Source organism: Saccharopolyspora gloriosae, assembly GCF_022828475.1.
GTDB lineage: Bacteria > Actinomycetota > Actinomycetes > Mycobacteriales > Pseudonocardiaceae > Saccharopolyspora_C > Saccharopolyspora_C gloriosae_A.
The window spans coordinates 1,157,139-1,170,989 of the sequence record NZ_CP059557.1; the positions used below are offsets into that span (position 1 = coordinate 1,157,139).

Consider the following 13,851-nt stretch of genomic DNA (forward strand, 5'->3'; position numbering starts at 1 on the left):
GACTAGATGGGTTGCACGGCAACGGACATGATCGGCGCGCTGCACGCGGGCGCGGCGACGGTCTCCGCGCATCGGGATGAGCTGATCCAGCTGGACCGGGTGATCGGCGACGCCGACCACGGCGAGAACATGGATCGTGGTTTCCGCGCGGTCGTGGCGAAGTTGGACACGGCGGTGCCGGAGACGCCGGGTGCGGTGCTCAAGCAGGTCGCGACCACGTTGATCTCGACGGTCGGCGGCGCGTCCGGCCCGCTTTACGGCACGGCGTTCCTGCGTGCGGCGGCCGCGGTGGGCGATGCGCTGGAGCTGGACGGTCCGGCGGTGGCGGCCGCGCTGCAGGCCGGGCTGGAAGGAGTCGTCGCCCGCGGCAAGGCCGTGGCCGGGGACAAGACGATGGTGGACGCGCTCATTCCGGCGGTGGACGCGGCGAAGGCGGCGGCCGCGGACGGTGCCGCACCGGCGCGGGTGCTGGCGCTGGCGGCGGAGGCCGCGCATGCCGGCGCGGAAGCCACCGAACCGCTCGTGGCTCGCAAGGGCCGAGCTTCCTACTTGGGAGATCGCAGCGCCGGTCACGTTGACCCGGGTGCGCGGTCGACCGCGTTGCTGTTGTCCGCGTTCGCCGAATCGAGGTCCGTGTGATGAGTGTCGGCCTGGTCATCGTCTCGCACAGCGAGCGGCTCGCCGCCGGAGTGGCCGAGCTCGCCGTACAGATGGCGCCGGACGTCAAGGTCGTTCCCGCGGGCGGTTTGCCGGGGGGTGAGGTCGGTACCGACTTCGACAAGGTCTCGGCCGCGCTGTCCGACGCCGACACGGGTTCCGGTGTTGTGCTGCTCTACGACCTGGGCAGCGCGCAGATGACCGCGGAGCTCGCCGTGGAGTCGCTGGGCGATCCGACGAGTGCGGTCGTGGCGGACGCGCCGCTGGTCGAGGGCGCGGTCGCCGCCGCGGTCGAGGCGCAGGGCGGCAAGGACCGGGAAGCGGTGGCGCGGGCGGCGGTCGGAGCCGGAGTCGGTTCGGACGTCGAGCAGCAACCGGTCGCCGCGACCGGGGAGTCGATCATCGAAGAGATCGAGCTGCGCAACGAGGTGGGTTTGCACGCCCGCCCGGCCGCGTTGCTGGCTCGCAGCCTCGCCGGTCTGCAGGCGGACGTCCGGGTGCGGGCGGGCGACGCGGAGGCGGACGCGGCGAGCGTGCTCGGCTTGATGGGCCTCGGCGCCCGCAAGGGCGACCGCATCACCTTGGTGGCCACCGGTACCGACGCGGGCACGGCCGTGCAGCGCGTCCTCGACTTGGTGGACCAGAACTTCGGCGAATGAGTTGAGGGGTTCGCGGGCTCGTTCTGCTTTGGCGCCGGGGTAGCGGAACCTCAGTTGCTTCCTCGCTGCGGGATCTTTTCCGGAGTGGCTCCGCCACGAGGCCGTTCTCGCGAGGAAGCAACTGGGAGCCCGCCGGGGTGCCGGTTGCTGAGGTGGTCGCTGCTCATCGGCTTCGCCGCTGACAGGACACTGATCAAAAGATCATTCCGGAGCTGAGTCCGAAATGGACACTCGTGGATCCGATGGTTCGTTCACGGGCGTTTCCGTTGTCGGCTCCACTACGCAGATCACGCTGATGCGTTCCGCCGAGTTAAAGTGGGCCGATGCCGCTGCGTCCGTGCTTTCGAGGCTTGCCGGTGGTGCTGATGTCGTTGCTGCTGCTGGCCGTCGGCTGCAGCGGTGCGGCGCAGCCGCGTCCGGAGCCGACGCCGGACCGCGAGTCGGCGACGATGGCCGCGTCCCTCGGTGATCCGCGCACGGTCGATCCCTGTTCGCTGATCGATCCGGCATCGCTGACCGAGTTCGGCGAAGCGCGCAACGCGGGCACCGTGTCGTTGGACTACTGCCTGTTCCGGATGCGGATGGCCGATGGTGCGCTGGCGCAGCTGAAGGTCGGTGAACTGGCGCGGGAGGTTCCGGGGCAGGCCGATCCGGTGGTCGGCGAGGGTCCGTTGCGGATCGCGCAGGAGGCGCCGTTGCCGGGCCACTGCACGCGGCGAGTTCTGTTCGGAGACGGCAATTCCCTGCTGGTCAGCGCAGATCAGCTCGATGGCAGCCCCGGCGCCGCACTGTGCGGGATGGCCGAGGCGGGAGCGCGCGACGTCGTCGCCGCGATCGGCAGGCAGCAGGTGGCGCACCGCCCGTATCCGGCGAACTCGCTGGCGTTGAGCGATCCGTGCCGGGTGCTCGGCACCGAGGTCGTGCGGCAGGTGCCCGGTCTGGAGCAGGCGGAACCGGTGGCGTCCCCGGCGGGCCACCAGTGCCAGTGGGGCGCGGCCGACGCCGCGTCGCCGCGGGTACGGCTGGTGCACACCGCCGGTGCTCCACCTGCCGTGCTGCACGGATCGGCGGTGCAGGAGCGGATCGCGGGCCGCCGCACGGTGACCAGCGTCGTCGGCGGCGACCCGAGCACCCCGCTGTGCTCCGCGGAGACCGGGCACATCCCGTTCGGCGAACCGGGCGGCGGTCAGGTCGAGGTGGCGATGCTCGTTGTGGCCTATCCCGACGGCACCGGCCTGGACGCCTGCGAGTTCGCCAGAGGACTCGCGGAACGGGCTTGGCAGGAACTCCCGCGGTCCTAGTTCCGCTACCCGCACCGCTACGGGAACCGGCCAGGGTCGTTACCGTGGGGGCGTGCCGCGTCGTAATCGTTCGCAACGCCCGTCCGGGGACTCGCCGGGGCAGGGCGCTCGGCCGTTGGGTTCCGGTTTCGGCTGGTCCAGGGTCGAGGAAGGACCGGACGGTGAGTGGATCGTGCGGACCGTTCCGGCCGCGCAGGCCACGAAGACCTACCGCTGCCCGGGCTGCGATCACGAGGTGCGGCCCGGTGTCGGGCACGTGGTGGCGTGGCCCGCCGACGAGCAGGGCGACGTCGCCGATCGGCGGCATTGGCACAGCGGATGCTGGCGGGCTCGCGGCCGCCGCGGTCCCACTCGGCGCTGGTCCTGACGGGCATCTCACACCGGTGTGACCGGGTCGGCGTGGGAGGATCGACCCGATGAGCACCGAAATCCGCGCCAACACCGTGCTTCCGGCCGAGCGGGAGCAGATCACCCTGCACACCGCCGATGAGCTGCAGTTGATCGGTGAGTTGTCGTTGCCTGCGAACGGTGCTCCGCGGGCCACGCTGGTGTGCCTGCACCCGCTGCCCACGCACGGCGGGATGATGGATTCGCACCTCTACCGCAAGGCCGCGTTCCGGCTGCCCGCGCTGGCCGATCTCGCGGTGCTGCGGTTCAACACTCGCGGCACCGTCAGCGAAGCGGGGCGCAGCGAGGGTTCGTTCGACAACGGCGACTCCGAACGGTTCGACGTGGCCGCGGCGCTGGAGTACGCCGAGTTCCACGACCTGCCGAACGTGTGGCTCGTCGGCTGGTCGTTCGGCACCGACCTCACCCTCGTGCACGGGCTGGACCCGTTGGTGCAAGGCGCGATCCTGATCTCACCGCCGCTGCGCTGGAGCACCGAGGAGAACCTGCGCGCGTGGGGCGAGTCGGGGAAACCGGTGCACGCCCTGGTGCCGGAGTTCGACGACTACCTCCGCCCGGAGGAGGCCCGCCGCCGGTTCTCGACGATCCCGCAGGCGCAGGTCACCGGGTTCGACGACACGAAGCACCTGTGGGTCGGCAAGGCGGAGTCCGCGCTGGACGCCATCGTGGACATCGTCGCCCCCGACGTAGCCACCCCGCTGCCCCGCACCTGGGAAGGCCCGTCCGAGACGCGCCAGGTCACCATCATCGGCCAGTGAGCGCCTCGGCCTTCCGGCAACGTCCGTGCCCCCGGAGTCGGCTGAGGTGAATGCCTCATTCGCCCGCTCATCGGGCGAAAAGGGACATCGACCGCACCGGTGGTCGCGGGTGAATGTCTCCTTCTGCGGTGGTATTGGGCCGTTCACCTGGATCGGGGTTTCGCGACCGGGGGCGTCAGGTGCGTTCCGCGCGGCAGAGGTAGGCGTGGGGGGTGCTGCCGACTCGGGTGAGGATGGCGGTGGCCTCGGTGGCGCCGCGTGGTTTGAGCTTGCGGCGCAGCGCGTCGGGGTCCACGTCGACGCCGCGGGTCATGATCTCCAGGCGTCCCACGTCGTGTTCGCGCAGCAGCGCCCGCAGTGCCTTTTCCGCGTACTTGCCGTGGTCGATCACCCGGAACGCCCGGATTCCGGGTGGTGGCGCGTCACCGGTGAGGTAGGCGATGCGCGGGTCGAGTTGGCCGAGGCCGTGCCGGGCGGCGTAGTGGCGCACCAGCCCGGCGCGCACCACCGCTCCGTCGGGGTCGACGATCCACTGGCCGATGTCGAGCACGGGGCAGTCGTCGGGTGCTCGGTCGGTGAGTTCGTCGCGGGAGCCGTCGGTGCGCAGCACGGTGGCGCGTCGCCGCACCCCGGGCTCGGCGAGTCCGCCGAGCCACACCGCGGCCTCCCGCACCTGCCCGGCGAGCGAGACGATTTCCACTTCGGCGTGTTCGGGAATGGCGTCGAAGTCGAGGCCGGGCGCGCATTTCACGACCATGTCGCGTCCCGCGTGGACATCGAGCAGTTCGTCCAGCGGCGGCACCAGGTCGGCCGGGTTCCAGCGGCGGCGGCCGGTGCCGTCGCGGCGGGCGGGGTCGGCGACGATCGTGGTTCCGGTGCTGACAGGGCGCAGCGCGTCCGCGCGCACGAGCCCGGCGGGGCTGCCGTCGGCGGTGAGGTTGTGCCGGGCCATCGCGAGCCGGACCTCGTCGAGGTCGGAGCCGAGGCACCGGTCGGCGACCAGCGCGACCTCTCGGAGGTCCGCGCCGATCGAGCAGGTCACGTCGTGCACCACGTGACCGGTGAGCCGCCGCGCCCGGTGCCTGGCGACGGCGGCGGTCGTGGCCTGCTGCAACGCGTCCTCGGTGAACAGCCACCGCCCTGCACCGTCCAGTTTGGACTCGGCTCGGCCGCGCAGTACCGCGGTTTCCAGCGCTGCGGCGGCGAACCGCGGCCCGGCGACGGCCCGAGCCGCGGCGACGTCGGCGAACCGCGATGCGGAAGTCAGCGGCCGTTGCGCCACCGCCGCGACGGCCTCGGCCCCGGCGGCGGACCGCAGGAAGGCCACATCATCGAGGTCGAAGGCGTACCCCACCCGAATTCCACCACCGCACAAGAGCTCCACCAGGACCGCAGCACTCTAGCCCTCGACACCCCGAACCCTGGAACAAGGTCCGACCCCCAGCGCCCGGTGGACGCACCCAATTCGGCCACGTACGCCAGCAACGCCAACGCCTCAAAAACCGAAAACCCATTTCTTTGCGGCGAAGCCGTGCCTTTGGCGGCGAAGTCCGCGAAGGGCGGGCGAAGCCACGCCTGCCTTGCGGCCGAAGGCCGTGCCTGTATGTGCGAAGCACATAGCCCACGTCAAGAAGCCGACCACCGGCGGGTTCTCAGTGAGCCTCTCGCGAGGACAGCTTTTTCCCTCGTGGCGGAGCCACTTGGGAAAAAGATCCCGCAGCGAGAGGCTCACTGAGGTTCCGCTACCCGACCACCAAACCAAAAAGACCGGGTCAGCACCTCGACTTCACTTACCGGTGAACTCGGCTTTGCCCGGGCCGTTTTCGATGAACGAGCGCATCCCGATCTTCTGGTCCTCGGTGGCGAAGAGCCCGGCGAAGATCTGCGTTTCCAGGCGGAGTCCGTTGTCGAGGTCCATGTCGAGCCCACCGTCGATCGCGGCCTTCGCCGCCGCCAGCGCACGCGCCGGGCCGTTGGCGAACTGTTCGGCCCACTTGCGGGCCGCCGCGTACACCTCGTCGGGGGCCACGACTTCGTCGACGAGGCCCATGTCCAGTGCTTCGGGGGCTTTGACGAACCGGCCGGAGAAGATGATGTCCTTCGCCTTGCTCGGTCCGACGAGCCTGGCGAGCCGCTGGGTGCCGCCGGCACCGGGGATCACGCCGAGCAGGATTTCCGGCTGACCGACCTTCGTGTTCTCGCCGACGATGCGGCGGTCGCAGCTCAGGGCCAATTCGAATCCGCCGCCGAGCGCGTAGCCGGTGATCGCGGCGACCGTCGGTTTCGGGATGGCGGCGACGGCGCTCATCGCGGCGGTGAGGCCGTTCTCCTCCTTGGCGGCCATGTCGGAGTACGACATGTCGGCCATTTCTTTGATGTCGGCGCCGGCCGCGAGCACCTTCTCGCCGCCGTAGACGATCACCGCGCGCACGTCGGGGCGTTCGGCCGCCTCCGCCGCCACGGTTTTCAGTTCCTGCTCGATCTGCCGGTTCAGCGCGTTCATCGGCGGCCGCTCCAGCCTGATCGTGCCGATGGCGCCTTCCACGTCGAGCCTGACGAACTCACCCACGCCGCAACCTCCTCGTCGAACTGCCGCTTGCCGGGAGGCTATCCCGCGTTCCCGCCGACCGTCAGTGTCGACGATCTCAGTAGTGGTGTCACATGTCCTCTTGCGCGGCTGTGTAACCGGCCCTCGCTCAGCTGGGAACGAGGGCCGGTCGGACGTGCGGGGTCGGTCAGGCCCGCCTGCGGGCGAAGTAGCGGTCGCCGCTGCGCTGGAGTTCGAGGTCCTGGTCGAAGGTCTTCGACAGGTTGTCCTCGGTGAGCACGTCCGCCAGCAGGCCTTGCGCGACGGTGGCGCCCTCGCGCAGCAGCAGGGCGTGGGTGAATCCCGGCGGGATCTCCTCCACGTGGTGGGTGACGAGCACGGAGGCGGGTGCCTCCGGGTCGAGGGCCAGCGCGGACAGCCGCGCCACCAGGTCCTCGCGGCCGCCCAGGTCCAGGCCTGCCGCGGGCTCGTCGAGCAGCAGCAGCTCCGGGTCGGTCATCAGTGCGCGGGAGATCAGGGTGCGCTTGCGTTCGCCTTCGGACAGCGTCCCGAAGGCCCGGTCGGCGAGGTGCGCCATCCCGAGCAGGCCGAGCAGTTCGGTGGCCCGGTCGGTGTCCATCTCGTCGTACTCTTCGCGCCACCGGCCGAGGACCGAGTAGCCGGCGCTGACGACGACGTCGCGGACCAGCTCGTCGCCGGGCACGCGGGCGCCTAGTGCCGCCGAGGACAGGCCGATTCGCGGGCGCAGCTCGAACACGTTGGTGCGGCCCATGCGTTCGCCGAGCACGTCGACGGTGCCGTCCGACGGGTGCAGTTCGGCGCCCGCGAGCTTGAGCAGCGTCGTCTTGCCCGCGCCGTTCGGCCCCAGCACCACCCAGCGCTCGTCGAGTTCCACCGACCAGTTCACGTCGGACACCAGCGCGTTTCCACCCCGCCGGACTCCGACTCCGTCCATCCGGATGACCAGGTCGTCCACGTCCACCTCCCAGCCGTTTCCGGCCGCTCTGCGCACGGTTCCGGCGCCGTTCGGACCGCCTGGCGATCACCGGCCGGTCCCCTCCAGCACACATTCTTCCGGTCCCGCACCACGTGCTTGCGCCCGGGCTCGACCGAGCGCGCACGAACCTCCGCGAACCCCGCCGGTTCACCCGCACGAACGAGGACGCCGCCCAACGGACGACGCCCTCGCCACTGGTGTTGAACAGAGCCTGTGAAACCTGCCCGAGTGGCCGCAGCCCCCTCAACGCCGAAGCCCGTGCCTAGTGGCGAAGCCGTGCAGTCGGCGGCGAAGCCCGCGAAGGGCGGGCGAAGCCCCGCTTGCCTCGCGGCCGAAGGCCGTGCCTGTATGCGCGTCAGCGCATAGCCCACGTCGAAAAGCCGCTCACCGGCGGGTTCTCAGTTGGTCTCTCGCGAGGACAGCTTTTTCCCTCGTGGCGGAGCCACTTGGGAAAAAGATCCCGCAGCGAGAGACCAACTGAGGTTCCGCTACCCGACTCGCTAAGCAGACCGTTACTCAAAAGGGCCTCAACCGACGGCAGCGTGGCCGCCTTCGATGACGGGGAGCCCCGCCGCACGCCAGGCGCGGAATCCGCCGATCAGGTCCGTGGCCCGGCCGAGGCCGAGTTCGCGGGCCTGCGCGGCGGCGAGGCTCGACGCGTAGCCCTCGTTGCAGACCAGGATCACGGGCTGGTCGACTCGCAGGCCGTCGAGCCGGTGCGGACTGGACGGGTCCAGCCGCCATTCGAGGACGATGCGTTCCACGGTCAGCGCGCCGGGGATCTCGCCTTCGGTGAGTCGGTTGGACTGCGGGCGGATGTCGATCAGCAGAGCCCCGTTGCGCTGGAGCTCCGCGGCCGTGCGCGGATCGACGCGGTCCAGTTCGCCGCGCGCGTCGGACAGCAGGTGGTCGATGCCGTACGGGCCGAAACCGGGGGCCTCGTCGGAGTGGGGGCGTTGGGTCGGCACGGTCATCAGATGCTCCTGCGGACGGGGCCGGCGGGCTGCGGCGCGACGGGCGGCACGTCGGAGAGGTCCTTGTAGTGGCGGACCGGCAGCAGCGGCGGCGAGTAGGCGTGCACGCTGGCCGCGTTCACCGAGCTGGTGTTGCGGACTTGGTGCGCGCGGCCCGCGCCGAATCCGATCGACGAGCCCGTGCTGTGGCGCGCGTTGCGGATGGGTCCTGCCGGGTAGCGGTAGTCCTCCCTGACCTCGCCGAACAGCACCGCGAACGAACCGGAGGCGCCGCCGTGGTCGTGCGGCTGGGTGCCTTGGCCGGGCGCCCAGGACAGCAGCCACAGCTCGACGCCCGCGGTGAGGCCGAGGCGTGCCCACCAGCGCTCCTCGTCGTGGACTTCGACGAGGTCCAGCAGTGATCCGGTGAGTTCGGTGATGGCCAGCGTGGTGAGGTCGCGCAGTTCCTTCGGCGTCCACAGGTCGTGGTCCGGGTGGATCGAGTCGCGCAGCAGCGGCGAGTCGATGCCGGGGTGCAGTTCGAAGGCGCCGAGCTCGGGGATCTCTTCGGTCGGGGTGTACTGGGAGACGTGCGTCGGTGCGGACATGAAGTGGCTTCCGTTCCTTGGTTCGTGAACTGAATCGGAACCGGGCCGATCGACGGCGTCCCGGCGCTGAACCGCGCGGCGTGCCGCAGGGCAGGCGGGGAGGTGCGGAATCGCGAAATGCCATGCCGTCGACCCGGTCAGGGTCACGGGGAATTGCGTTCAGTGACAGGCCGAAGTGACGACCAGGAACAGGTCGATCACGCGATCACGAGTCAGCAACGAATCCGGCACGGATCGGATCCTGGCATGCCCGGCGGGTTCACGGCCAGTGTTCGACCGCCGCGTCCCGCGATGTGGGCGACGGTGGGGCTGATGTGGCGGAAGGGTTCCTCGTTCGCGCAGTGGCGGCGGAAAACGAGCTGCTCACCGGCGCGGATCACTGTGTCGGGTGGCGTCCTGGGGAGTCGCGGCGCTGGTCGAGGTGGCCGGTGGCAGGAAGGTTCCCTTGCTCGCCGGACCACGGTGCAAGATCGGATCGAACTCCGCGAGGAACGTTCCTCGATCATGGTGAGCGGCGATGCCGGGCCGGCCCCAGGCTCCGAACGGTGCGCGATGTTCCGCTGTTCACCGACGAATCCGATCACGGAACGTGATCATCCGCAGTGGTCGGGTCCCTGCAGCAGTCCGGTGCGGAACGCGGCGACCCGCTCCCCGCCGGTGATGGTCCGGCCGCCGTCGGCGTCGCGGGAAACGCTGTCGCTGACCAGCAGGGATTCGATCGCTTCGTCCAGGTCGCCAGCCGAGAGATCGGGTTCCGTGGCGGTGTAGGCCCCGGTGCGGCAGCTGATCTCCGCACCCGCCGCGGCGCCGGTGACGGGCCGCCCGAGCGCGGTGAGCGCGGCGAGCGCGTGCCGGGCGGCGAGCAGGGTCGCCGTCGCCTGATCGCCGACATCGCGGTGCAGCTCCTCGAGCCGCACCGGATCGAAGCCGATCAGGTCGCGCTCGGCGCAGTACCCGACGGGATCGGCGGGGCACTCGCGCGCGGCGCGCACCGCAGGCGGTGTCCAGGAGCGGCCGGCGGCGGTGACCTGCTCGCCGAAGAACTCCGCCGCGGCGGCGCCGGTCCGCGTGATCGTCTCCTGCAGCGGTTCGTTGCCGCCGTCGGGTGCGCCGCTGGTGGGGGCACGTTCGGCGGGCAGGTCACCGCACCGCCCCGGCCCGTCTCGGTAGCCGTCCTGGAACGCGGTGATCCGGTCGAAGGAGGTGCCGTGCGCGTCGCCCGAGGACGCGTCGGTGCCGATGGGGTCGCGGAACACGATCAGCGCGTGCAGCGCCCCGTCGAGCTGGTCCGGGGAGACGCGCAGGTGTTCGGTGCGTCCGTCGGCGGCGGCGCGCAAGAAGGAACCCGCGTAGCAGTCGGCGCCCGCTTCGATGCGCGCCGCGTCGGTGCCGCCGCCGACGTCCACTCCGGACCGCTGCTGCACCGCGTGGCCGATCTCGTGGGCGAGCACGACGGCGACCGCCGCGTCGCCGTAGTGCTCCCGGAGCACGGGAAGCAGCGCCGCGCGGTCCCATGCGACGGCGTCGACGGCGGCGCAGTAGTAGGCATTGCCCTCCAGGTTCGCGACGCCGCCCGAACACGGCGGTGGCCGCCCGGTGCCCGCGGTGGTGTCCACGGAGAAGAAGCCGCCGTCGAGGTCGTGCCACGGCCTTCCGGCCACGGCGGGCAACGTCGCCGCCCAGTACGCCTGCACGTCGCTGACGACGGTCGCGGCCAGCCGGTCGATGCCGCCCCCGTCGGTGCCGTGCACGAATCCCGGATCGACCGTCGCGGGATCGGGGCGGGGCGGGGCCGGCGCAGGTTGCGAGCAGCCCGCGACCCCGAGAACGAGGGCCAGCAGGGCAGCGGAGAGGATCCTGATCCGCCGGGTGCGCACCCGGTCAGCTTCGCATCATCCGAACCCGTCTTCGAACACGGCCGGACACTTCCGCGGAACGAGTTCGAAGTCGGACTCGTTAGTTGATCACCTGGCTACGGATTCGTCATGCGGCTGCGAGACTGTCGGATACGCCTCGTCGGCCACGAGCCGCCGAACCCGCCGGGTCCGGTCGGCCGATCGCCGAGGACCGCGGCTGCTCACGTGAGACGCCGCACGGGTTCGCAGCCGGACATTCTGAATCAGAACATCAACATCGACCGCGAGATAGGGTCAGCCGCCGTGAGAGCCGTCCACCGATTCACCGTTCGAGCACATCTGCCGGAGCCGTTGGCGGCGTTGGGAACGCTGGCGACGAACCTGCGCTGGACGTGGCACCCACCGACGCAGGACCTGTTCGCGGCGGTGGACCCGAAGGTGTGGTCGCGGGTGGGCGGCGACCCGTTGCGGCTGCTGGAAGAGGTGCCGGCGGAGCGGCTGCGCGGGCTCGCCCAGGACGACGAGTTCCTGGCCCGCACGCGCGCCGTCGACGACGACCTGCGGCACTACCTGTCGGTGCCCCGCTGGTATCAACAGCGACAGGCGGAGGGCACGGCGCTGCCGTCCTCGGTGGCGTACTTCTCGATGGAGTTCGGGGTCAGCGAGGCGCTGCCGAACTACTCGGGAGGGCTGGGCGTGCTGGCCGGGGATCACCTGAAGTCGGCATCGGACCTGGGCGTGCCGCTGATCGGGGTGGGCCTGTTCTACCGCTCCGGCTACTTCCGGCAGGCGTTGTCCGAACAGGGCTGGCAGCAGGAGCACTACCCGGTGCAGGACCCGAAGGGGCTGCCGCTGGAGACGCTGACCGAACCCTCGGGCGAGCCGATCCTGGTGCGGGTGGCGATGCCCGGGGATCGCGTGCTGCGCGCGCGGATCTGGAAGGCGCAGGTGGGCCGAGTTCCGCTGCTGCTGCTGGACACGGACCTGCCGGACAACGACGACGACTTGCGCGGCACCACCGATCGGCTCTACGGCGGCGATTCGGACCACCGGATCCGGCAGGAGATCCTCGCGGGCGTGGGCGGCGTGCGGGCGGTGCGCGCCTACTGCGAACTCACCGGCCACCCGGCGCCGGAGGTGTTCCACACCAACGAGGGGCATGCCGGTTTCCTCGGCCTGGAACGGGTCAGGGAACTGCACGGGGCGCCCGGCTTGAACTTCGACGAGGCGGTCGCCGCGGTGCGCGCGGGAACGGTGTTCACCACGCACACGCCCGTTCCGGCGGGCATCGACCGGTTCCCGGTGGACTTGGTGCGGCACTACTTCGGCGACGGTTCCTCGCAGGCGCTGCTGCCCGGGGTGCCGACGGAGCGGGTGCTGGCGTTGGGCGCCGAGAGCAACGCGGGCATGTTCAACATGGCGCACATGGGGTTGCGGCTGGCGCAGCGGGCGAACGGGGTGTCCGCGCTGCACGGCGGCGTGCTGCGCACCATGTTCCGCGGGCTGTGGCCCGGATTCGGGGTGGAGGAGGTGCCGATCGGTTCGGTCACCAACGGGGTGCACGGACCGACGTGGTCGGCGCGGGAACTCGGCAAGCTGCTCGGCGAGTCCGAAATGGACAGTGGTGCCGGGTTGCGCGGCATGGAACCGGTGAGCGACCCGTTGCTCTGGGAGCTGCGCAGTTCGCTGCGGCAACGGCTGGTCGACGAAGTGCGCCGCAGGCTCCGGCAGGCGTGGTTGCAACGCGGTGCCTCCGACCTGGAACTCGGTTGGTGCGATTCGGTTTTCGACCCGGACGTGCTCACCATCGGTTTCGCCCGCAGGGTGCCGACGTACAAGCGCCTCACGTTGATGCTGCGCGACACCGAACGGCTGCGGCGGCTGTTGCTGGACCCGGAACGGCCGGTGCAGCTGGTGGTGGCGGGCAAATCGCACCCGGCCGATGAGGGCGGCAAGGCGATGATCCAGCAGATCGCGCGGTTCGCCGATGACCCGGAAGTCCGCCACCGCATCGTCTTCCTGCCGGATTACGACATGTCCTTGGCGCGGTACCTCGTATCGGGCTGCGACGTGTGGCTGAACACTCCGGTTCGCCCGTTGGAGGCCTGCGGCACCTCGGGGATGAAGGCCGCGCTCAACGGCGCGCTGAACCTGTCGGTGCGCGACGGCTGGTGGGACGAGCTGTTCGACGGCGAGAACGGCTGGGCGATCCCGAACGCCGACGGCGTCACCGACCAGAACCGCCGCGACGACCTGGAGGCCGCCGCGCTCTACGAGCTCATCTCCACCAGCGTCGCGCCCACGTTCTACGAGCGCAGCACCGACGGAGTGCCCGGCAAGTGGATGTCGATGGTGCGCCACACGCTGGCCACGCTGGGGCCGCGAGTGCAGTCCTCCCGCATGGTCCGCGAATACGTGGACCGCTACTACGGTCCGGCGGCGCGGTCCGTGAACGCCATGTCGGAGCACGACTTCCAGGGCGCGAAGGAGATCGCCGAGTACGGGGCGCGGCTCAGCGCGGCCTGGTCGTGGGTGCGGGTCGGCTCCACCCGGATGTCCGTGGACGACGGCGCGACGCCGCTGCTGGGCGGGCGGATCACGGTCAGCGCGGAAGTGGACCTGGCGGGCCTCGAACCGTCCGATGTGGACGTGGAGGTGGTGGTGGGCCGTGTCGACGATGCCGACAAGCTGCATGAGTTCACGACCGAATCCATGCGTCCCGGCGAAGACGGCCACTACGAGGCGACGGTGACCCTGCCGCACGCCGGGCCGACCGGGTACACCGTCCGGGTGTTGCCGAAGCACCCCCTCCTATCCGGGCCGGCCGAACTAGGCAGAGTCGTTCTGGCTTGAGCGGGTCTTTTTGCTTGGGGGGTCGGGTGGCGGAACCTCAGTGAGCCTCTCGCTGCGGGATCTTTTTCCCAAGTGGCTCCGCCACGAGGGAAAAAGCTGTCCTCGCGAGAGACCAACTGAGAACCCGCGGGTGGTCGGCTTCTTGACGTGGGCTATGTGCTTCGCACATACAGGCACGGCCTTCGGCCGCGAGGCAGGCGTGGCTTCGCCCGCCCTTCGCGGGCTTGGCCGCTAACTGCACGGCTTCGCCGTC

Annotated in this window: 12 protein-coding genes; 6 read left to right on the forward strand and 6 right to left on the reverse strand. The window is 70.6% G+C overall.

Going from position 1 to position 13,851, the window contains the following annotated elements; genetic code table 11:
- Nucleotides 1-6 precede the first annotated feature (6 nt).
- The 5 genes from dhaL (at nt 7) to H2Q94_RS05020 (ending at nt 3,783) form a co-directional block, all read left to right on the forward strand.
- On the forward strand, nt 7-639 hold the full coding sequence (dhaL, locus tag H2Q94_RS05000) for a dihydroxyacetone kinase subunit DhaL (protein ID WP_243792511.1): 633 nt from the start codon (nt 7-9) through the stop codon (nt 637-639).
- Nucleotides 639-1,316 (forward strand): dihydroxyacetone kinase phosphoryl donor subunit DhaM, encoded by a 678-nt coding sequence (gene dhaM, locus H2Q94_RS05005; RefSeq protein ID WP_243792514.1) that lies wholly within the window; start codon nt 639-641, stop codon nt 1,314-1,316. Before dhaL ends, dhaM begins: the two co-directional genes overlap by 1 nt.
- 323 nt (nt 1,317-1,639) lie before the next feature.
- Nucleotides 1,640-2,617, forward strand: coding sequence for a DUF3558 domain-containing protein (locus tag H2Q94_RS05010; RefSeq protein ID WP_243792516.1), 978 nt, complete (start codon nt 1,640-1,642; stop codon nt 2,615-2,617).
- A 52-nt stretch (nt 2,618-2,669) separates the two neighbouring features.
- Nucleotides 2,670-2,984, forward strand: coding sequence for a hypothetical protein (locus tag H2Q94_RS05015; protein ID WP_243792518.1), 315 nt, complete (start codon nt 2,670-2,672; stop codon nt 2,982-2,984).
- A gap of 49 nt (nt 2,985-3,033) precedes the next feature.
- Entirely contained in the window at nt 3,034-3,783 is a 750-nt protein-coding gene (locus H2Q94_RS05020; protein WP_243792521.1) for an alpha/beta hydrolase, read from the forward strand.
- Nucleotides 3,784-3,958: 175 nt separating this feature from the next.
- Here H2Q94_RS05020 and H2Q94_RS05025 read toward each other — a convergent pair whose 3' ends face one another.
- The 6 genes from H2Q94_RS05025 to H2Q94_RS05050 form a co-directional block, all read right to left on the reverse strand.
- Entirely contained in the window at nt 3,959-5,137 is a 1,179-nt protein-coding gene (locus H2Q94_RS05025; protein ID WP_243792524.1) for a THUMP-like domain-containing protein, read from the reverse strand.
- Between the two features lie 432 nt (nt 5,138-5,569).
- Nucleotides 5,570-6,352, reverse strand: coding sequence for an enoyl-CoA hydratase/isomerase family protein (locus tag H2Q94_RS05030; protein ID WP_243792526.1), 783 nt, complete (start codon nt 6,350-6,352; stop codon nt 5,570-5,572).
- Between the two features lie 166 nt (nt 6,353-6,518).
- On the reverse strand, nt 6,519-7,286 hold the full coding sequence (locus tag H2Q94_RS05035) for an ABC transporter ATP-binding protein (RefSeq protein ID WP_243795540.1): 768 nt from the start codon (nt 7,284-7,286) through the stop codon (nt 6,519-6,521).
- A gap of 569 nt (nt 7,287-7,855) precedes the next feature.
- The gene (locus H2Q94_RS05040) at nt 7,856-8,302 is read right to left on the reverse strand and encodes a rhodanese-like domain-containing protein (protein ID WP_243792528.1); all 447 of its coding nucleotides are present in this window, start codon (nt 8,300-8,302) and stop codon (nt 7,856-7,858) included.
- On the reverse strand, nt 8,302-8,889 hold the full coding sequence (locus H2Q94_RS05045) for a cysteine dioxygenase (protein WP_243792530.1): 588 nt from the start codon (nt 8,887-8,889) through the stop codon (nt 8,302-8,304). Before H2Q94_RS05045 ends, H2Q94_RS05040 begins: the two co-directional genes overlap by 1 nt.
- A gap of 593 nt (nt 8,890-9,482) precedes the next feature.
- Nucleotides 9,483-10,766 (reverse strand): neutral zinc metallopeptidase, encoded by a 1,284-nt coding sequence (locus tag H2Q94_RS05050; protein WP_243792531.1) that lies wholly within the window; start codon nt 10,764-10,766, stop codon nt 9,483-9,485.
- A gap of 282 nt (nt 10,767-11,048) precedes the next feature.
- Here H2Q94_RS05050 and glgP point away from each other — a divergent pair, with 282 nt between their 5' ends.
- Complete coding sequence (gene glgP / locus H2Q94_RS05055; RefSeq protein WP_243792533.1) at nt 11,049-13,598, forward strand: alpha-glucan family phosphorylase; 2,550 nt, start codon at nt 11,049-11,051, stop codon at nt 13,596-13,598.
- Nucleotides 13,599-13,851 lie beyond the last annotated feature (253 nt).